A 19,822-nucleotide genomic window follows, 5' to 3' on the forward strand; every position below is an offset into this window, starting at 1 on the left:
TGCCGGGTACTGGCCTGGCAGGAGAGAGGAAATGGCTAAAACGATTCTCGACATGCGTGACATCCGTAAGCGCTTCGGCCCGGTCAAGGCGCTCAGTGGGGTCAACCTCAGGGTCGTCGACGGGGAAATCCACGCGATCTGCGGGGAAAACGGCGCGGGCAAATCCACGCTGATGAAAATCCTCAGCGGCGTGTATCCCCATGACAGCTTTGAGGGCGAGATCATCTTCGACGGCGCCGCGCGCGCCTTCAGCAACCTGCGCGACAGCGAGGCGCTGGGGATCTGCATCATTCACCAGGAACTGGCACTGGTGCCGCAGCTGTCGATCACCGAGAACCTCTTTCTGGGCAACGAGATCGCCCGCCGGGGGGTGATCGACTGGGACGCCGCGCACTTGCGTGCCCGCGAGCTGCTGGCCCGAGTTGGCCTGAACGCTCGCCCACAGACGCTGGTGGGCAACCTGGGCGTGGGGCAGCAGCAGATGGTCGAGATCGCCAAGGCGCTGGCCAAGGATGTGCGCTTGCTCATCCTCGACGAGCCGACCGCGAGCCTTAACGAGAAAGACAGCGACACGCTGCTGTTGCTGATGCTCGAGCTCAAGAGCCGCGGCATCACCTCCATCATCATTTCCCACAAGCTCAACGAGATTGGCCGGGTGGCTGACGAGATCACGGTAATCCGCGACGGCAGCACCGTGGATGTCATCGACTGCCGCGCCGAAGGCATCGATGAAGGCCGGGTGGTGCGCTCCATGGTCGGCCGCGAGCTGTCGGACCGCTATCCCACCCGGGTACCGGACATCGGCGAAACCCTGTTCGAGGTCCAGGGATGGTCGGTGGGCGATCCGGAACGGCCCGGCCGGGACCGCATTCGCGACATCAATTTCCATGTGCGCCGTGGCGAGGTGGTAGGCATCGCCGGCTTGATGGGCGCTGGCCGCACCGAGTTCGCCATGAGCGTCTTTGGCCGCTCCTACGGGGTCAACGTGCGCGGTACGGCGCGGATCGAAGGGCGTGAAGTCGACCTCGGCACCGTGCGCAAGGCCATCGACCAAGGCCTTGCCTATGCCACCGAGGACCGCAAGGGCGCGGGCCTGGTGCTAGGCGAAAGCATCACCCGCAACACCACCCTAGCCAACCTGGCGGCGGTTTCCAGGCGCTGGGTGATGAATGAGGTCACCGAAACCGCGGTGGCCGTGGGCTACCGGTCGCAGCTCCGCATCCGCAGCCCAGACGTGACCCAGGCGGTGGAAAAACTGTCCGGCGGCAACCAGCAGAAGGTGGTGCTGGGCAAATGGCTGTTTTCCGACCCCAAGGTGTTGATCCTCGACGAGCCCACGCGCGGTATCGATGTGGGGGCCAAGTACGAGATCTATGGCGTGGTCAACCAGGTCGTCAGCGAGGGCCGTGGCGTGGTGATGATTTCCTCGGAAATGCCTGAGCTGCTCGGGACCTGCGACCGCATTTATGTGATGAACGAAGGGCGCTTCGTGGGCGAGTTTCCAATCGCCGAGGCCTCTCAGGAAAAAATCATGCACGCAATCATGAAAAACGAGGTGGCCCCGTGAGCGACATCAGCATGCCCCTGGCAACCAAACCTACTGCATTCACCTCTTTCAAGCGCGGCGCCCGGGAGTACGGCTTGCTCGGGTCGCTGCTGGTCATCATGGTGTTCTTCCAGGTGGCCACGGGCGGGGCCCTGATGCAACCGCTGAACCTGACCAACCTGCTGCTGCAAAACAGCTACATCGTGGTCATGGCTCTTGGCATGTTGATGGTCATCGTGTGCGGCCACATCGACCTGTCGGTCGGTTCGGTAGTGGGCGTAGTCGGGTCCATCGCTGCGGTACTGATGGTCCAGTACCGGATGGATTTCTACAGCGTTACCTTGATATGCCTCTGCGCCGGGGCGCTGATTGGCGCAGCCCAGGGGTATTGGGTGGCGGTGTGGGGCATGCCGTCGTTCATCGTGACCCTGGCCGGGATGCTGATCTTTCGCGGCGCGACTATCGCCATCTCCCAGGGGCAATCCATCGGGCCATTCCCGCCGGCCTTCTCGGCGATCAGCTCGGGGTTCATTCCAGACTTCTTCGCCAACGAAAGCCTGCGCATCACCTCGCTGCTGCTGGGTGTCGCGGTGGCCTTGGCGTTCTGGGCAGTGGAGTACCGCAGCCGCGCCCGTACCCTCAGCAGTGGCGGCACGGTCGCGCCGATCGGCTTATTCGTGCTCAAGAACGGCGTGGTGGCGGCGCTGATCGTCTACTTCTGCTACCTGCTTTCGACCTACCGCGGCATCCCCACGGTGCTGGTGATCATGAGCGTGCTGATCGGGGTGTATACCTTCGTGATGAACCGCACCGTGCTTGGCCGCTGGGTCTACGCAGTGGGTGGCAACCTCAAGGCGGCGAGGTTGTCTGGCATCAACACTGCGCGGGTGACCTTCTTCGCGTTCGTCAACATGGGCGTGCTGGCCGCCGTGGCCGGGTTGATCTTCGTTGCCCGGCTTAACAGCGCCACGCCGCGCGGCGGCACCGGCTTCGAGCTGGACGTGATCGCTGCGGTGTTCATCGGCGGCGCCTCGGCGTCTGGCGGCGTGGGCAAGGTGGTGGGGGTGGTGATCGGTGCCTTCATCATGGGTGTGCTGAACAACGGCATGTCGATCATGGGCATCGGCATCGATTACCAGCAGATGATCAAGGGCGCCGTGTTGCTCGCAGCGGTCTTCGTGGACGTTTACCAGAAGAGCAAAGGTTGAGATGACAGGCACGGATGACACGGCGGAGAGCGTAATGATCAAGCATATCGTGATGTGGAACCTGGCCGGGGAAACGGCAGAGCGCAACCGCGAGGCCTGCCTGTTCCTCAAGGAACGCTTCGAAGGGCTGGCCGGGTTGATTCCGGGGCTGTTGAAGATCGAAGTAGGTGTGGACATCAGCCAGATCGACTATGCCTGCGACGTGGTGCTTTACACCGAGTTCGCCTCGGCTGAAGCCTTGGCAGCCTATGCCACGCACCCCGAACACTTGAGGGTGAAACAAGAACTGGGTAACTCCCGCATCGCCCGGCATCAGGTGGACTACTTAGTGCAATAAGCCGGCGCGGGGCAGGGCTTTTGTGCGAAAACTGGCGTCAGCGCCTACGCTTCCAGGTAGATGCACACGTGGGGCGCCACCGTTCTGGATCGGTGGCGCCCAGCCAATATGTCTGGATTGACACCCTATAAGTGTGCTCATCCCAAGGATTTGTTGGAGAATCTTCCGGCATGTATCGCTTCCTTGCCTACGGTAGAACCTATTGACCCAGACCCCTGGCCCTTTCGACCGCGCCCTGCCGCGCGCGGTGGCAGCCTGATGCTGCGCCACTTCGGTACCATCCGCGGGCAGATCCTGGCGATCGTGGCTGGCTCCTCGGTGTTGACCTTCCTCGTGTTCATTGCCCTGCTGTTCTACCCAGGCGGCCCGCCTAGCCCGCCATGGCCCTGGCAGACCACTTACCGTGTGGCCAGCCTGGTACAGATGCTGCGCGGAACGCCGCCGGCCGAGCGCGAACGGCTGTTGATCGCGGCACAACCGCTGGGGTTGGCGATGAGGCTGGTACCCGCGGCCAAGCCCTGCGACAACATCGATTTCGACGCCCGCGATTTACAGGCCACCGTGCGCGCCGAACTCGCCGATGACACTGAGGTGGTGGCCCGTTCCTGCGCTGGCACGGGCGCGGTGCCGGATATTCAGCTGCTGGTGCCGTTGGGCGACAGCGTGCTGGAGGTCAGGACTGCCCGCGTCGGGCGTGAGCCGCCGCGGCTTTCGTTTCCTTTTTTCGGCGCGCTGTTATTTCTCTGCATCGGCGTTGCCGCGCTTTCTGCCTGGGCCGCCCTGCGTGTGGTGCGGCCGCTGCGGCGGCTGTCTGACCAGGCTGAGGCGTTCGGCCGGGACATCATCGTCGCGCCCATCCGGGAGGAGGGGCCGCTGGAGATCCGCCGCGCCGCGCATGCTTTCAACCTCATGCAGGAGCGCATTACGGCCTCTATCCAGAGCCGCACGCGGATGCTCGCGGCGGTCAGCCACGACCTGCGCACGCCCCTTACGCGCATGCGCTTGCAACTCGAAACCGACCGCAAGGACATCTCCCGGGAAAAACTGGTGCACGACATCGGCCTGTTGCAGAGCATGGTGACGTCGGCCCTGGCGTTCCTGAGCAGCAGCTCGCAAACCGAAAAAAAGGAGTGGCTCGATCTAGGGGCGTTGCTCTCGACCCTGTGCGATGACTACGAAGACACCGGCGCGCGGATTGCCTACCAGGGCCCAGGCAAAATCCCTTTCCTGTGCCGCCCCGAGGCCATTCAGCGAGTGATGAGCAACCTGATCGACAATGCCTTGGGCTTTGGCACCGTGGTGGAGGTGAGCGCGTCGGTGGTCGGCGAGGTCATCACCATCGAAGTGGCCGACAACGGCCCTGGCATTCCCCCGGAGCGGCTGGCAGACGTGCTCGAGCCGTTCTTCCGCCTAGACCCCTCCCGCAGCGGCCGCCCAGGCAGCGTTGGCCTGGGCCTGTCGATCGTGCATGACATCGTGTTGGCGCATAACGGCACCTTGAGCCTGGCGAACCGCAAGCCCAGCGGGCTAGTGGCGCGCGTGGTGTTCTAAGCAGTTCAAGGGAGGGCGTAAACATCAGCCACCGGGCCATAGCAGTGCCTCGGCAAGCCCGGCCTCACCGCCAGGGGCGCTTCGCTGACCGTCAATAGTCGCCCACAGTGGATTGTTCCGAGCAGTCTCCGGCACATTGACTACAGTGGCGGAGCGATCCCGTTACCGTATTGGAGCCACCATGAGTGCTGAACCTTCAACCGCAGGCCCCTTCACCGCCACCGGCGAATTCGAGGTGAGGATTGAACCGCCCATCGCGGTTAATGTGCCGAGCGCCGCATCGCCGCTAGGCCGGCGAACACTCGAAAAAAACTATCACGGCGCCCTGAGCGGCCGCGCGTCAGGCGAAATGCTAACCAGCGGCGACATGCAAACAGGCGAGGCCACCTATATTGCGCTGGAGTCCTTCATTGGCACGCTCGACGGCCGTGAAGGGGGGTTCACCCTGCGCCACTTCGGTCAGATGCATGCCGGGCAGCAGGCGTTGAGCATCAGCATTACGCCTGGGTCTGGCAGCGGGTTGCTGGTGGGCATTGAGGGGGAACTGCTCATCCGGTGTGAAGGCGGGAAACATTACTACACGCTGAATTATCGGCTGGGCTGAAAGCACGGGCCTGTAGGTGCAAATGCCTTGCGTGCGCGAGTGCCGAAGGAGAGCGCTCTATTGCCTGCTGCGAAGGCGCTTACCCCGGCCAGGGCAGGCTTTTCATCGCCATCACCGCTACCACCCAAAACATCCCGACGAAGCCCGCCACCCCCAGGTAAAACCAAGGGCGATACAGCCTCAGGAATTCGTTCCCCAGGGCTGCACCGCACGCGTCGGCCTGGGCGGCGACTGCTTGCATGCGTTTTTGCAAGATCAATACAGGAAGCCATAGCGCCCCGACTCCGAAGAAGATCAATACACCGCTCAACAGCCATCCGCGGGTCAGATCAAGGCCGGCCATTCTGGCCATCGCATAGCCCGTAGCTAGCTGAAGCACACCTGCTGGTGTGGTAATCCAGTTGTCGAAACGCACCACCATCCCCGCGACTTGGGCGATCACCCGAGGGTCGCCGCTGCGCTTGGCAGCAATCAGGTACAGATAAGAGCCCATGCCGAAGCCAAACAGGAAGATGGCAGCGAGAATGTGCAGGTATTTAACGAACAGATAGCTCATTCAAGCCTGCCCCTCATGGAAGCGCACGCTGTAGCGAACCCTTTGCGGCTCACCAATGGCCGCCATGTATTGAGCGACGCTCAGTTCCCCCACGCACGGGCGTGCACCCGGCGCTGGCTTGTAGCCGCTGGCGACTCTGGCCATCAGCGCAACCGCGGCGCAGCTCGGGATCTCGGGCCCTTTGTCTGCATAAGCGGTCACCTGCGCATATAGAGACAACGATTGGCCGGACTCACCAATGCCTCGCACATCGATATACATCGCGCTTTTGCCATCGCCCCACCGTTCGAAGTGGCTGCCCCAGCGGTGCAGGCGACGCGCCCAGGGCAGGGGCTTGCACACCAGGCCACGCTTCACCGCCTGCGCCAGCAGGGCGTTGGCAAGCCCGCCGAACTTCAGCCCGGAACCCGCCTTGAAAGCCAAGGTGCGCGCACCGTAACGGGTGGCGAAGATGTCCATGTCTGGCACGTCCACGTTGGCCAGCAATCGCCAGCCCAGACCTGGAAGGCGCCGCAACGTCAGGCCGAGCCAGCCGGTGACCTCGTGGCGGTGGCTGTTGCGTAATTGGCTGATCGGCTTCCCGGCATAGGCCAGCACGCCCTCTACCGTGGAAAGCCCCGGCATTTTGGCCGATGAGGAAATGCCGTGCTCGATCGAGTCGATGCGTTGGAAGCGATGACGATGCTCATCGATGATCGCCGAGGATAAGCCTGGTACCGAGCTGCAACCGCTGAGCAGCGTCACGCCGGCTTGCCGGGCCTGCTCGTCGAGGCGGCCTATGTTGTTGACGAAAGCGCGGCAGTCGGACAGGTCGCAATAATTCACGCCAGCGGCGATACAGGCCTCGGCCACCACATAGGGCTGGCTCTGGAACGGCCCGCCGGTGTGGATGACCCACTGGACATCGAGGCGCTTCAGTGCATCGGCGAACCCTGGTGCCAGGGCGTCGCCGCACCAACGATCGCGGAGTGCCCCCGGGGGTGCGGTGAGTTCGGTGAACCGACGCGTGAGTTTTTGCTCGTCGCGGCCGGCGATCACCAGCTCGACTCCGGGCATTTCATTCAAATGCCGGCTAATGATTCGGCCAAAATTTCCATAGGCGCCGATCACCAGAATACTTACTGCCATTGGGCGTTCCCTGTTCCAGGCGGGTATTGGGTCTGAAAGACCGGCCAAGGGTAGGGATTTGGCGGGAAAAGGGAAAGCGTGGCCGCTTAAGGCAGCTCATAACGGTGCAGGCGCCATGCCCTTGCGTGCGGCTGGCGCCTACTCAGCAGCAGGCCCGGCGCTACCGGGCCTTGAGGCCGCTCAATATTTCCAGGTTACCGAGGCAGTGAGGTTGCGGGGGGCACCGTAGTTAGTGGCGGTCTGGCTATACAAGGACAATAGGTATTTACGGTCCGTCACGTTGTTCAGGTTGAGCGACGTGCTCCAGTGATCGTCGATGTCGTAGCTGGTCAGCAGGTCCAACAATGCATAGCTGTTTTGCCGTACATAGCTGAGCGAGTCGTTCTGTATCGCGCTCTGCCAACTTACGCGGGCGCCGACCTTGGCCTGCGGCAGATTCGGCAACCGGTAGGTGGCCAGGCCATGGAAACTATGGGTCGGCACGTATTTGCGGGCCTTGTCGCCGTCTTCATCGTCGATGCGCACATAGGTGTAGCCCGCCAACACGTCCAGCCCCGGCAATGCCTCGCCGGAGGCTTCCAGTTCTACGCCGTGGCTTTTGTAGTCCACACCGTCGTAAACATACTGCGTACCTGCCATGCCCATGTAGAGGGGGACGTTCTGCTGCTCGGTCTTGAACACGGCTGCCGTCAGGTCAAGGCGGTTATCCATCAGCCTGCCCTTCACACCGGCTTCGATGTTCTTGCCTTCCAAAGGTGGCAGCAACGCGTTGTTGGTGCCGAGCACGTACTGCGGGTTATAGATCTTCGTCCAGCTGGTGTAGACGCTCCATTGCTTGGTCAGGTCGTACACCAGGCCAGTGTAAGGCGTGACCTTGCCGTGCTCGCGCGTGTAGTGGTCGGAACCATAGCTGGTGCCTGAGCCGTCGGCGCTGAGCATGCGCGCGCCGGCGATCCAGTGCAGGTCGTCCGCCAGGCTGAAGCGGGCACCGGCGAAGATACTCTTCTGGGAGTCCTCGAAGTTTTGCGTATTCTTGTCGGCGGTCCAAGTGAGCGCCGGTCTTACCGCTGTGCCGGCCAGTAATCCTGCAAAGGAAGTGTCGTAGTTGGCGTTCTCGGCCACATCGTACTCATTGGCCTTTTGATGAGTTTGGCCGTAGTTGGCACCAAAAGTCAGCTCATGTTCGCGGCCGAACAGGCTGAAGGGCCCCGACACCTTCGCTTCTCCAACCAGCTGGTGTGCTTTGCTGCTGGTGTCGCCGACGTACACGTTGGCGACGTCGTCCGTTACCGTCGAGACATAGAACATATTGGTGTCCTGGTACTCGGTAATCCCGGTAGCCGTGACAGTCGCGTTCCAGCCATTGGCGAAGTCATGTTTGAGTTCGGCGAAGGCCCGCTGGGTGTGCATGTTCCAATATGTCCACGGCTGGCCAACGCTGGAGCTGCGGCTGCTGTAGTGGATGGGATTGCCGGCGCTATCCACCAACGGCAAGTTGCCCCAGGTACTGCCGTTGGAGTCGCTGTTGTGCTGGGAAAAGCCGACCGTAAGGGTGTCGGCATCGGACAGGTCAAAGGCCAGCAAACCGGCGGCAACGTTCTTTTCATGGCTGTAGCGGTCCAGCCAGGAATTGCCTTTGTCGTGCGCATAGATAAAGCGCCCGCGTACGTTACCGCTCGGGGTCAGCGGGCCGGATACGTCCACATCCACCCGGCGGTTATCCCAGGAGCCCACGCTGGTGCCTACTTGCGCCTGGAAGGTGTCGGTGGGGCGCTTGCGCACGAAGTTGACCGTGGCCGACGGGTTACCCGCACCGCTCATCAAGCCATTGGCGCCGTGGAGCACGTCGATCTGCTCGTATTCCGCCATGTCCTGGTCGCCGATCAGGGTCGTCTGCGCGAACGGCATGCCCATGCCGTCGTATTCGAAGGTGCCGATATCGAAGCCGCGGGAGGTGAATTCGGTACGGTCCGTTTCGGACTGCTCTACGGTCACCGAGGGCGCGGAACGCAGCGCATCCTTGATGCCGTTGATCTTGAAATCATCCATCTGTTTACGGGTGATCACGGTGATCGCTTGCGGCGTTTGCTGGTTAGTCAGCCCCAGCTTGGTCGTGCTGGAAGACGCCCTGCCTCGATAGCCCTGGGTCTGGGTGTCGTCCTGGCCGACGGTGTCCTGGACCTGGGTAGTCGGCAGGGTCACAACATCGTCGGCATGAACCAGCGGTACGGCGCTGCACGCACCAACCAGCAGCAATGTGGCAGGGAGGCGAGGGGTCAAGGTCGCGATTCCTAGGAGTATGAAAAGATCCTTTTATTCTGCCGTAAACGATAACTATTTCCAAATGTTAGCTAGGTGCGCATGGAAATGCGAGATGATCAAGCCAGCAGGCGGAGTGTGTGTTTCGTATTGGCCTAGCCTGGGGCTGCTAAAGGTCATGCCTCGGGCGCGACGGCACTGAGGCGAACCACTTCAGTGCAAAGAAGGGGAGTTTGTGCATACGCTTGAAAACGAGGCTTGTAGAGTCATCTCCTCACCCTCTTCCCGCAACACTTCGAGCGCACAGTCATGGCAACTCCTCATACGATTCATCGGCCGCCTTTGCCTTTTACCGAGCATGAACTGGCCCAAGCGAGGCGGTTCAACACATGGCTTGCCCGGTTGCCACGTTTCCGGATTCGCAACCGTATTACGCCTCGTTTGATCCAGGCACTGTTGCGCCTTGGCCAGGTCGGTGGTTCGGCCACACTGGTAAAGCACGGGCTCCGGGCTGAAACCAGTGTGGTGGGGGCGGGAGGTGTGCGGGTGCCGGTGCCGGTGCGAATCATTAGGCCCAAAGGGCAAGCCAAGGGCGTGGTGTTGGACATCCACGGCGGCGGCTGGGTTGTTGGCAATGCGCAGATGAACGATGCGCTTAACATCGCGATGGTCGAGCAATGCAGCGTTGCAGTGGTGTCGGTGGATTATCGGCTTGCCGTGGGCACGCCAATCGAAGGTCTGATGGACGATTGCTTGTCTGCCGCCCGCTGGCTGTTGAATCCCGGCAACAGAGAGTTTGCCGAACTGCCGGTGATCGTCGTAGGCGAATCGGCCGGCGGGCATCTTGCCGCGGCAACCCTGTTACGCCTCAAGGCGTGGCCCACCTTGCTGCAACGTATAAGCGGTGCGGTGCTGTACTACGGCGTCTATGACCTTACCGGCACCGCCAGCGTTCGCGCGGCCGGCCCGGAAACCCTGGTGCTGGATGGGCCGGGCATGGTCGACGCGTTTCGCCTGCTCACCCCGGGTTCCGGTGAGCACGAACGCCAGCAGCCGCCGCTATCGCCGCTGTATGGAGACTTCACCGGCTTCCCGCCCGTGCTGATGGTTGCCGGGGAGCTGGATCCGCTTCGCGATGACACCTTTGGGCTAGCTGAGCGATGGCGCCATTGCGCCCCAGTTGAGCTACAGGTTCTGCCGGCGGCACCGCACGGGTTCATTCATTTCCCCACAGCGATGGCGGCCAGGGTGCTGGCGCACGGCCATGCCTGGATATCGAAACGTATCGGCGATACCGACAACGATGGGGCTGCTTCTGAGGCCAAGGTCAACCCAGCAACTGAGTGATCCACTGAACCTGCTGGGTGAGTGCTTGCACCTTGGCCTCAGGCACGGGCTGTCGCGCCTGGGCGAAATCAGCCAGGGTGCGCTGCTTGAGTGGCAACAGGCGCCGCCATTTGGCGAGGAATGCGGGTGTACGCGCCTGCATGTGCAGCGGGCCGAAGTAAAGCTGCGCGGCGGTATACAGCACCGGCCCGGTGCGCTCGGCCACGATGATTTCGTAGTCGAAACGGTTTTCCCGCAGCACCTCCTCACAGAGGATTCGGTAAGTGTTGTCCATCAGCCATTGGCGTAGCGGTTGCTCACCGCCGTTAGGTTGGAGGATCAGGCGTTCTTCGCCATGGAGCCGCGCCTTACCGCTGTCGAGGAGGTCCCGGATCGTTTCGCCGCCCATGCCGCACAAGCTGAGGGCGGTGATTCCGTCTCCCGGCTCGATAGCCTCCAAGCCATTGGCCAGGCGCACGCTGATCCGCTGTTCCAGGCCGTTCTCGCGCACGGTACGTACGGCCGAGTGAAAGGGCGTCAGGGCCACTTCGCCGGCCACTGCCGACGCGATGGCGCCCCGGTTCATCAGCGCTACCGGCAGATACGCATGGTCCGAGCCGATATCGGCCAGGCGCGCGTCAAGGGGCACGTGCGCCGCTACGCGCTCCAGGCGCAGGGATAGGGTGTGTTCGTTCAACTGCAGCCTCTTTTCACCGGGCCCGCGATAGCGCTGGCCGGTCGGGGCGCGATTCTGTCGAGTAAAGGCGAGTGTTTCAAGGTGCCCCGGTCGGCCTGGGTTAAGGCCCCTCAAAGTGCGTGTTAAAGCTCTGAGCGAAGCGGCCGATAAATCATGGATCCATTGCAAACGTTTAGGGCAGCCCGAACGCCACTAATGAGAAGTAATGGCAAAATGCTACATGCGCCACATTTCGGGCGCCATTTTATTTACGGCACTTGCTGGTACGGCTGTAATAACTAGCCTTGCGGCCTAGGGCGCCTCCACCCCGCCGCGTCATTTAAGGAAAAGTGACTGTGATCATCGGTATCGACCTGGGCACCACCAACAGCCTTGTAGCTGCCTGGGATGGCGAACACGCCCGGATACTCCCCAATGCCTTGGGCAACCTGCTCACACCTAGCGTGGTTGGCCTGGACGACCAAGGCGAGCTGGTCGTAGGAGACATTGCCCGCGAACGGCTACACACCCATCCGCAGCTCGCCGCTTCGCTGTTCAAGCGTTACATGGGCAGTGCCCGCGAAACGTTCTTGGGCACGCGCGCCTACCGCGCTGAGGAACTGTCGGCAATGCTGCTGCGCAGCCTCAAGGCGGATGCCGAGCGCGCGTTGGGCCAGCCTGTTCATGAAGCGGTGATTAGCGTGCCGGCGTACTTCAGCGATGCCCAGCGCAAGGCCACGCGCATCGCCGGCGAGCTGGCCGGGCTGAACGTTGCAAAGCTGATCAACGAACCCACCGCTGCCGCCCTAGCCTATGGGCTGGAGCAGCGCGAGGAGGCGACCTTTCTGGTGTTCGACCTCGGCGGTGGCACCTTTGACGTATCCATCCTTGAGCTGTTCGAAGGCGTCATGGAGGTCCGTGCCAGCGCTGGGGACAACTTCCTGGGAGGTGAAGATTTCGATGACCGGCTCGTCGAGCATTTCGTTGCCAAAGTGGGCGCCGCTGACTTGCCAGACACCTCCCTCCCGGCCATCGCTCAGCGCTTGCGCCGCGAGGCGCAGCGGGTTCGCCATGCCCTCGGGCAAGCGCAACTCGCCCGCTTTACCCTGCGCGAGCAAGAACGCGAATGGAGCCTTGAGCTAACCCAGGGCGATCTGGCGGAGATCACCCGGCCCCTGCTGGACCGCTTGCGTGCGCCGATTGACCGCGCGCTTCGGGACGCCCGGATCAAGGTCGCAGACCTGGATGAGATATTGCTGGTGGGCGGCACCACGCGCATGCCGCTGGTGCGCAAGCTGGTCGCTACGCTGTTCGGGCGAATTCCGGCAATGCAGCTCAACCCCGACGAAGTGGTTGCCCAGGGGGCGGCAATCCAGGCGGCCCTACAGGCGCGCCACGCATCGTTAGAAGAAGTAGTGCTCACCGATGTGTGCCCGTACACGCTGGGGATCGAAACTTCGGTACAGCAAGGCGCGGGCTACCAGAGCGGCCATTACCTGCCAATCATCGAGCGTAACACCGTGGTACCGGTCAGCCGTTCGCGCACCGTGTCCACGCTCAGCGACAACCAGAAAGTAGTCCAACTGGGGATCTACCAGGGCGAGAGCCGGCTGGTGAAAAACAACATTTTTCTGGGTGAGCTAGAAATTCCAGTTCCGCCGCGCAAGGCTGGGGAAGTCACCCTGGAAGTGCGCTTCACCTACGATAACAACGGCTTGCTCGAAGCCCAGGTGCATCTGCCGATCAACGGCGAAACCCGCAAGGTGGTGATCGAAAACAACCCCGGCGTGTTAGCGCCGGAGGAAATCGCCAAGCGGCTGGCAGCCCTCGAAGCGCTGAAAGTGCATCCGCGGGACAAGCAGATCAATACCCTGCTGTTGGCCCGGCTGGATCGCCTGTACCAGGAAAGCCTCGGCGACGGTCGGCAGTACATCGCTGGGCTGGCGAACCATTTCCAGCAAATGCTCGACACTCAGGACGAACACCGCATACGCGAAGCGCGTGGCGATATCACACTGCGCCTTGCTCACTTAGAGCAAGAGGGCTAAGCGGTGATGAACCATTGGCATGTGCTGGGCCTCACCCCTGAGGCGGACGAGCGCAGCATCAAGCGCGCCTATGCGCGACTGCTCAAAAGCCATCGCCCGGATGAAGATCCCGAAGGCTTCCAGCGCCTGCGCGAGGCGTATGACGCTTCGCTGGTTGAAGCCCGTTGGCGCGCCGAGGAGGGCGAGCGGGCAAGTGATGCCCTACTGTTCGTCAGCTTGCTGGCCCCGGATGAATCGCCGTTAGCGGCTCCGGTAGTGGTAGCCACTGCGCAGGCCGTGGCGCCTGCCTCGCGGCTTGCCTCACAGGCGCCGCCCGCGTCGGTGGAGATACTTGCCGCACCGGAGCACCATGAGGCCCTGGCCACCATCGACCCGCCGCAACCGGCGTTCTGGCAAATGCAGCAGTGGTTGGCCGAAGGCAAAGACCGCCAGGTGCTGGACGCGCTGCGGGTATGGCTAGCCAGCGACTGGCTGTTGCCCTTCGAGCGCCGGCAGCAATTCGAGCAGGATGTATTGGGCTGGCTTGAATCCGCCCCGCAGTGGTCGCCCGCGTTCTTCGACGCCGTTTGCCAGGCAATTGGCTGGGACGAAACCCGCGGCGATCTGCCCTGCGAGCACTGGCGCTGGAACGCCCTTATCCGACGGTGCGAGGCGCAGGCGCAGGCTGACACTGTGCGCGCCGAGCTCGCCGCGTTCGAGGCTGACAGGTCCCGCGGCTGGGGCGCCGCGCTATTGCTCAAACCCATGGCGGATCGCAAGCGGCGCCAGCTCGCGGATAACCTGATCAGCAATGACTGGCAGCGCTTTGCCGAGCTTGCTCAAACAATCGAATACCAATACCCGGAGCTGCCCAGGCTGGTGGGCGCGGAGCCTTTGAGCAATTGGCGAGACTGGCTGCCGGCCACCAGCTATCGGGGGGTGTATCTGTTCCTTTGGCTTGCGCTCTTTTTAGTGCTGATCGCTTCGGCAATGCTTGGGGGGCAGAAGCACGACGCTTTAGGCGCTCTGGTGATGGCGCCGTTGATGGTGATCGTACTGATCTGGATCGGCATGAAGGCGTACCACGTATGGGCCATGGTCGCGGTGACAGCGGCGCAACTGGATGTGGTGCTCAGCCGTCCATTGCTACCACGCCGCCTTTATCGGGATGGCGCCGGGCTGCTGCTGCTTCGACACATTCTCCCGAGCGCCGTGCCGGCCTTCGTGGCGTATGCATGGTCTGGCCCAGCGCTCTGGCTGCGCTGCGCAAGCCCGGCGCTGGTCATGCTTGGCACCTTGTACTTCACCCACCTGGCACTGAGGGGCGGGAAGGTTTCGTTCGGGGTTCGGGTTTCACGGCTACTGAAGGCGCAACTAGGGCGATTGCCCTGGCACCTGTTGGCGAATGAAGGCCTGCTTGCCGTGATTGCGGTGGCGGTGACGGGAACTTCGATTTACCTGCACATGAAAGGAAGTGTGTAGGGCGCGGCGCGCGGAAAAAGAGGGCGGGTAGGCCCGGTGGGCAGCAACTGCCGAACTTGTTCAACACTTCTTGGCCAACCGGCATGGGCCTGTTGGTCGCTCTAGCACTTCTCTATCAAAGGAATAACGCTTCAATGAAACTGTCTGTCTGGTTGTCGTCACTGGCCATGGTCATTGGTTCCGCCAATACCCTGGCTGCTACCACGCCCTTGTCCAATTTCCTTGGGTGTACCGATCAATCCTTTCCAGTAGTTACGCAGGCGCCGTTCGACAAACTGATTTCCAGCGTGGTCGAAAATGGCCGTATCACGCTAAAAGCCGGCACCAAGAGCGATATGGGCCAGCGTTGGATGTTCGATAAACCTGTAACTGTTAACGGGCTGGTCGTTACCGGTTTTTTTGCCGAGGACATGGACATAAAGGGATCGCGCATCATCAACTGGGGCTTCTATTCACAACAGACGCCGGGCCAGATCGCAGCGCTGCTGAAAACAACTGGTGTTGATCTTCCCGTAGCCGGCGAAGTGCTCGCCCGGCCAGAGATATGGTCGGAACAACACGCCACCTGGCAGTTAGAAACATCTGACGCGACGGCAGGCAAATTGGTGGCGGATACTTCCGAACGCGTCCTTATGGTCGAACCTGCCCCGGAGGATGTGGCAGGCAGTCACGGCATGTTGACCTGTTCGCTGCAGGGGAAAGTGAGCCAGGCGGCCTTGAAGTCTAGCCGGCCCGATCTGCTGGCCAGGTAAAAGCCCGCCGTCGAGGGCGGAGCTGGCTGTGGCCGTCATATCTATTATGACCTGGCGGCCACGAGCTGCGCATGGGCAGCCCAAGGCCGGGGCTATCAGCGCTTGAACTGCATCACCGCATCCGCGAAGCGATGGGCCAGGGCAAGGTCAGTGACAACGGCCTTATACAGGTTGCGGCCCTTGGCGTTGCGCACCAGGACAATGGTGCGGCCACGGTTTTTTTCGATCAGGTCAACCTTGGATACATCCTTGTAATACACCTGCACCTGCACACTCTTGCCAGCAGCTTTTGGCGTTTCGCCATTGGCGGCGGGCTCTGCGTATAGCGGGCCCCGGGCATAACCGAAATAGTCGGGGGTTACGAATACTTTATCCGGCCCACGCTTGCCTGGCAGGCCACGCAGTACTTGTTCGATGCTCGCCCGGCCTAATGCCGGATCAATGGCCGAAGGGGTGTAATCCAGCGTGCGTGCGCCGCAACCGCCGAGAAGAAGGGCTACCGCCAGTACCATCCATGCTTTCATTTGCTACTTCCTTTCAAAAAAGGCGCGCAGAATACCCGTTGTATAAGGTCCCGGCCACCCCTGATGAGTAAGTTTCGAAGTTAAAAAGTTGATTCGTGGAAGCGCAAGGTTTGCTGTTTTCAACAACCCTGTGTAGCGCGGAAAATAAACTACACCCCACCCCTAAAGTTTTTATCGGAAAGGTCGATATAAAGGCGCCGCCCTGCGCATGGCACATGACATCGCCAACACGGTGTTTATATATATCCGTTGCGCTGAATAACAAAGCCCCCTTGAGAGTTGAAACCGCCGGAACGTCTGGCTGACGGGGCGTTGTTATTTAAACCGGGAAGGTATGCGGATGGTGGTCGAAAGTGGCTAGAAGGCCATAACGCAAGAAAACCCGAGAGCCGTCACCGATGCCATGGCCAAGGCGCTGTGACGACCTGTGCTTGCGCTACCGCCGCAAGCGCTTCAGCGAGTGCCCAAACCTGAACGATGCGGGACTCCGTCGCTTTTGCGCGCCGCGCCAGGAAGCGGGGCGCCATCACTGATATTCTTGTGGTTTAGGATCCCAAGCCCAAGCGCTTTCAAGGACGTCGATGAACCCGCAAAACACTGTGCGCTACTGGCATGCCGTCGAGTTGCTGCAGCCCCAGGCTGTACCCAAGCTGAAGAAGCGCGACAGCGACTACCAGCCTTACTTCCAGGACATACCCACCTCCGGCGAAACCCTCCCGTGGATGCCAGGCAACCTGTTGAGCAGACAGCGCCTGCCCAACAAGCGCGTGTGGAGCCACACGCTGTATGCGCATCTTTACGAAAACCTTGATGTGTCTCGTCAGCTGGAGGCCCTGTACGGCGCCGACCAGGGCTACAAGGAGCCGCAGCGCCGGCAGTCGGCCCTTTTTGCATTGAAATTCAACAACGACGGCATGATGGTCGCCGACAGCTTGGCGTTGTCCAGCGAGGCATGGTTCGTGGGCAAGGCCATTCAAGGCATGGACTGGACCCACGGCTTCGACGAAACCCAGCAATTTCTACGAGAACAGGCCAATAGCCTGCTTGGTAGCGTGGTACAGGCCGCCGACCTGGCGCTTATGACAGGCTATGTGCGTAAGGAACTGGGGCTCGACGCGTTCTTTGCTGAAGCCCCGCGCCTGCACCGCTTCCGTTCGGCACCGATCAACCCTAACAAGCCAGAGCAGGAAGACGACCCCCTCAACAGCTTCCTGCTCGGTGACCTCGCCGCCGTGGCCGAGGCCTTGGAGCGTGGCGAGACCAGCGTGCCTTTGGCCCGTTATCTTAGCCAGCACGATGCCAGCCACCGGCTGCATCTGGACCAAGCCGATGCAGACCTCGCCGTGATCGATCGCCTTTCGCCATCGCGCTACGCCCCCGGTTGCTGGCCGGCCGAGCGGCACTTGGGCCTGGTGCATTCCCAGCAACTGGCGGTTAACAGCCTGCTCCAGACCCTGGGCGATGACAGCGGCGTGATGGGCGTCAATGGCCCGCCCGGGACGGGCAAGACTACGCTGCTACGCGACCTGATCGCCGCCGTGGTGACGCAACGGGCCGATGTGCTGGCGTCGCTGAGCAAGGCGTCGGAAGCTTTTGTGCAGAACGGTCGCGAATCTGCCAGCGATGGCGGGCGTGAACGTTGCGCCTACCAGCTTGACCCACGCCTGTTTGGCTTCGAGATGGTGGTGGCCTCGTCCAACAACGGCGCCGTCGAGAACGTGACCCTTGAGTTACCTCAGCGAGACAAGGTAGACCCCTCTTGGTTACCCGAAGCCGAATACTTCAGCCAGCTGGGCGAAACCACCAGCGGCAAGCCGGCCTGGGGCCTGATTTCCGCCGCGTTGGGCAGCAAGGCAAAGCGTACGCAGTTTGTCGATCGCTTTTTCTACGGCCAGCGCCCGCCTACCGCGACCATGCCCAGAAACGAGCCTGTGGTTGCCACCCCGGAATACTCCGACGGCCCAGCTGGAGACGAAGACCTCGAAAGCGGTGAGCCTGGGGGCGATAACCTTGAAGCAGGCAGCGCGGGCAATCAGCCGGCGCCCAAGGGCATGCGCCAATGGTTGAGCGAGCAGGCGCAACAAATGAAGCTGCTCACACCTGCAGACAAAGCCAGCTTATGGCGTGCCGCCGTGAAGCAGTATCAGAGTGCCAAGGACGCCGAACGGGCGGTGCGCGCCCAAGTCAGCGGCATACTGGAGGGGGTTCAGGCCGTGGTCGGTGGCAAGGCGCGGTTAAAGCAGATGGAGCAAGCGCGCGAAACCCATCAGGCACAGCGCCGCGGCCTGGAGGATCAGCACGCGACGCTGGAAGCTCAGCAGCTCATCCCTGCCCGCGAGCAGTTGCACCGTGAGCTCCAGGCCCTGCAGGCCCATTTGATCAGCAAGCCTGGCTTGCTTGCCAACCTCGCCAGCCTGTGGGGCGCTTATCGTGCCTGGGCTGCTAGGCAGCGCCTGCTCGACGGCGCCCATGCCGTGGCCAAAAGCGCTTTCGACAGCGCCCAACGCCAAGCACAGCGGCTTAGTGGCCAGCGTGCGGAGCTTGATCGGCTATTAGCGGCGGACGAACAGCAGATCGACGAAGCCGCGCGGCACCTGGGCCTGCAGATCGAGAAGGCTCGCAGTGCTGCCCAGGCGGGGCAGGCTGAGCACCTGCTGGCTTGGCTTGAAGGGGGGCAACTGGGCCGAGGCAGCGCCATCGAACTGGCCGAACCCTGGATTATCGAAGGCTGGCGCCAGGCCCGGGCGAAGGTGTTCATCGAAGCGCTCAAGCTGCACCGCACGTTCTTCGAGATCGAGGCGTCGCGCCTGGGCTATAACCTAGCCTTCATTACCAGCCTGCTGACCGGCAGCCGTTATCGTGGGGTGTCCCAGGCCGTGGTGCGTTCCGCCTGGGCTTCGCTATTTATGGTGGTTCCGGTACTTAGCAGCACCTTCGCTTCCTTCGCGCGCTCCTTCGGCAGTTTAGGGTGCGGGGAGATCGGATGGTTGCTCGTGGATGAGGCTGGCCAGGCCACTCCGCAAGCGGCGGTCGGAGCCTTGTGGCGGGCACGCCGCGCGGTGCTGGTCGGTGACCCGCTGCAATTGGAGCCCATTTTCACCGTCTCCGATGCCGTGCTCGAACACATGCGCACGCGCTATCAAGTCGATGCCCACTGGCTTCCCAACCGACAATCCGCCCAGACCCTTGCCGACCTCGCCACGCCTTGGGGGCGCATGGCCGGCCCTCAAGGCCAGAAATGCTGGGTGGGCTTGCCACTGGTGGTACACCGCCGCTGCGACAAGCCAATGTTCGAGCTGGCCAACCGCATCGCTTACGATGGCGCCATGGTGTACGGCACTATCGATGCGCACCCTTCGAAGGACACGCCTGCGCGGCTGGCCACCGGCTGGGTACATGCAAGCGGCCGCTCTTCCGGCAACTGGGTCGACAAAGAGGGGCAGGCCCTTGAACGGCTGCTGGCCTTGCTCGATGCCGACGGCGTGGCGCCAGACAGCATCGCCGTCATTACGCCCTTCCAGGACGTTCGCAACCAGCTCAGGGTGCGTTTAGGTGGCAAGATCGTGCACGGCACCATCCATACCATGCAGGGGAAAGAGGCCGCAGTGGTCATCCTCGTGTTGGGCGGCAACAGCGAGAACGGCGGTGCACGCAATTGGGCGGTATCCCAGCCCAACCTGCTGAACGTCGCCGCTACGCGGGCCAAGCGTCGGCTCTATGTGATCGGCGATCGCAATGACTGGGTGCGACGCAACCTCTTCTGCGATGTATCAGACCTGCTCCCCGCTCATCCCCAATTGGCTGTGGATGCCCCGGCTTGAAAAGAGGCGGCGGGTGGATGCGTGA

15 protein-coding genes are annotated in these 19,822 nt (G+C 62.0%); 10 read left to right on the plus strand and 5 right to left on the minus strand.

The window, feature by feature from the left end:
* Positions 1-31 precede the first annotated feature (31 nt).
* From mmsA to OGL93_RS01485, 5 genes are all read left to right on the plus strand, one after another.
* Positions 32-1,567 (plus strand): multiple monosaccharide ABC transporter ATP-binding protein, encoded by a 1,536-nt coding sequence (gene mmsA / locus OGL93_RS01465; RefSeq protein WP_263260574.1) that lies wholly within the window; start codon positions 32-34, stop codon positions 1,565-1,567.
* The gene (mmsB, locus tag OGL93_RS01470) at positions 1,564-2,754 is read left to right on the plus strand and encodes a multiple monosaccharide ABC transporter permease (protein ID WP_346659621.1); all 1,191 of its coding nucleotides are present in this window, start codon (positions 1,564-1,566) and stop codon (positions 2,752-2,754) included. Before mmsA ends, mmsB begins: the two co-directional genes overlap by 4 nt.
* A gap of 34 nt (positions 2,755-2,788) precedes the next feature.
* Positions 2,789-3,091 (plus strand): Dabb family protein, encoded by a 303-nt coding sequence (locus OGL93_RS01475; RefSeq protein WP_263260576.1) that lies wholly within the window; start codon positions 2,789-2,791, stop codon positions 3,089-3,091.
* A 258-nt stretch (positions 3,092-3,349) separates the two neighbouring features.
* Positions 3,350-4,642: an ATP-binding protein gene (locus OGL93_RS01480; protein ID WP_263260578.1), complete on the plus strand. Its 1,293-nt coding sequence runs from the start codon at positions 3,350-3,352 to the stop codon at positions 4,640-4,642.
* A 181-nt stretch (positions 4,643-4,823) separates the two neighbouring features.
* Positions 4,824-5,246: a DUF3224 domain-containing protein gene (locus OGL93_RS01485; RefSeq protein ID WP_263260579.1), complete on the plus strand. Its 423-nt coding sequence runs from the start codon at positions 4,824-4,826 to the stop codon at positions 5,244-5,246.
* A 79-nt stretch (positions 5,247-5,325) separates the two neighbouring features.
* Here OGL93_RS01485 and OGL93_RS01490 read toward each other — a convergent pair whose 3' ends face one another.
* The 3 genes from OGL93_RS01490 to OGL93_RS01500 all read right to left on the minus strand — a co-directional run bounded on the left by OGL93_RS01490 (position 5,326) and on the right by OGL93_RS01500 (position 9,210).
* Positions 5,326-5,802, minus strand: a complete 477-nt coding sequence (locus OGL93_RS01490; RefSeq protein WP_263260581.1) for a DUF2269 domain-containing protein — start codon at positions 5,800-5,802, stop codon at positions 5,326-5,328.
* Entirely contained in the window at positions 5,803-6,930 is a 1,128-nt protein-coding gene (locus OGL93_RS01495) for a saccharopine dehydrogenase NADP-binding domain-containing protein (protein WP_263260584.1), read from the minus strand.
* A gap of 180 nt (positions 6,931-7,110) precedes the next feature.
* On the minus strand, positions 7,111-9,210 hold the full coding sequence (locus OGL93_RS01500; RefSeq protein WP_263260585.1) for a TonB-dependent siderophore receptor: 2,100 nt from the start codon (positions 9,208-9,210) through the stop codon (positions 7,111-7,113).
* A gap of 288 nt (positions 9,211-9,498) precedes the next feature.
* On the opposite strand from OGL93_RS01500, the gene OGL93_RS01505 reads away from it, so the two are divergent.
* Positions 9,499-10,536, plus strand: a complete 1,038-nt coding sequence (locus OGL93_RS01505) for an alpha/beta hydrolase (RefSeq protein WP_263260586.1) — start codon at positions 9,499-9,501, stop codon at positions 10,534-10,536.
* On the opposite strand, the gene OGL93_RS01510 is transcribed toward OGL93_RS01505, so the two are convergent.
* A complete protein-coding gene (locus tag OGL93_RS01510) occupies positions 10,517-11,212 on the minus strand; it encodes a tRNA (adenine(22)-N(1))-methyltransferase TrmK (RefSeq protein WP_346659622.1) in 696 nt (231 codons plus the stop codon). The genes OGL93_RS01505 and OGL93_RS01510 overlap by 20 nt on opposite strands.
* 335 nt (positions 11,213-11,547) lie before the next feature.
* On the opposite strand from OGL93_RS01510, the gene OGL93_RS01515 reads away from it, so the two are divergent.
* The 3 genes from OGL93_RS01515 (at position 11,548) to OGL93_RS01525 (ending at position 15,452) form a co-directional block, all read left to right on the plus strand.
* Entirely contained in the window at positions 11,548-13,239 is a 1,692-nt protein-coding gene (locus tag OGL93_RS01515) for a molecular chaperone HscC (protein WP_263260588.1), read from the plus strand.
* Between the two features lie 6 nt (positions 13,240-13,245).
* On the plus strand, positions 13,246-14,700 hold the full coding sequence (locus OGL93_RS01520; RefSeq protein WP_263260589.1) for a J domain-containing protein: 1,455 nt from the start codon (positions 13,246-13,248) through the stop codon (positions 14,698-14,700).
* 134 nt (positions 14,701-14,834) lie between these two features.
* Positions 14,835-15,452 carry a hypothetical protein gene (locus tag OGL93_RS01525; protein ID WP_263260590.1) on the plus strand — a complete coding sequence of 206 codons (618 nt, stop codon included), beginning with the start codon at positions 14,835-14,837 and terminating at the stop codon, positions 15,450-15,452.
* A gap of 95 nt (positions 15,453-15,547) precedes the next feature.
* On the opposite strand, the gene OGL93_RS01530 is transcribed toward OGL93_RS01525, so the two are convergent.
* Positions 15,548-15,976, minus strand: a complete 429-nt coding sequence (locus tag OGL93_RS01530) for a hypothetical protein (protein ID WP_263260591.1) — start codon at positions 15,974-15,976, stop codon at positions 15,548-15,550.
* Positions 15,977-16,557: 581 nt separating this feature from the next.
* Here OGL93_RS01530 and OGL93_RS01535 point away from each other — a divergent pair.
* Positions 16,558-19,797: an AAA domain-containing protein gene (locus tag OGL93_RS01535; protein ID WP_263260593.1), complete on the plus strand. Its 3,240-nt coding sequence runs from the start codon at positions 16,558-16,560 to the stop codon at positions 19,795-19,797.
* Positions 19,798-19,822 lie beyond the last annotated feature (25 nt).

The sequence above is a fragment of the Pseudomonas sp. RIT-PI-S genome, assembly GCF_025642975.1.
GTDB lineage: Bacteria > Pseudomonadota > Gammaproteobacteria > Pseudomonadales > Pseudomonadaceae > Aquipseudomonas.

Bases quoted from the DNA above. Each gene is read 5' to 3' on its own strand.
- OGL93_RS01530 (WP_263260591.1), bottom strand. From the start codon at position 15,976: ATGAAAGCATGGATGGTACTGGCGGTAGCCCTTCTTCTCGGCGGTTGC.
- OGL93_RS01475 (WP_263260576.1), top strand. From the start codon at position 2,789: ATGATCAAGCATATCGTGATGTGGAACCTGGCCGGGGAAACGGCAGAG.
- OGL93_RS01520 (WP_263260589.1), top strand. From the start codon at position 13,246: ATGAACCATTGGCATGTGCTGGGCCTCACCCCTGAGGCGGACGAGCGC.
- OGL93_RS01535 (WP_263260593.1), top strand. From the start codon at position 16,558: ATGAACCCGCAAAACACTGTGCGCTACTGGCATGCCGTCGAGTTGCTG.
- OGL93_RS01480 (WP_263260578.1), top strand. From the start codon at position 3,350: ATGCTGCGCCACTTCGGTACCATCCGCGGGCAGATCCTGGCGATCGTG.
- OGL93_RS01525 (WP_263260590.1), top strand. From the start codon at position 14,835: ATGAAACTGTCTGTCTGGTTGTCGTCACTGGCCATGGTCATTGGTTCC.
- OGL93_RS01495 (WP_263260584.1), bottom strand. From the start codon at position 6,930: ATGGCAGTAAGTATTCTGGTGATCGGCGCCTATGGAAATTTTGGCCGA.
- OGL93_RS01485 (WP_263260579.1), top strand. From the start codon at position 4,824: ATGAGTGCTGAACCTTCAACCGCAGGCCCCTTCACCGCCACCGGCGAA.
- OGL93_RS01490 (WP_263260581.1), bottom strand. From the start codon at position 5,802: ATGAGCTATCTGTTCGTTAAATACCTGCACATTCTCGCTGCCATCTTC.
- OGL93_RS01505 (WP_263260586.1), top strand. From the start codon at position 9,499: ATGGCAACTCCTCATACGATTCATCGGCCGCCTTTGCCTTTTACCGAG.
- mmsA (WP_263260574.1), top strand. From the start codon at position 32: ATGGCTAAAACGATTCTCGACATGCGTGACATCCGTAAGCGCTTCGGC.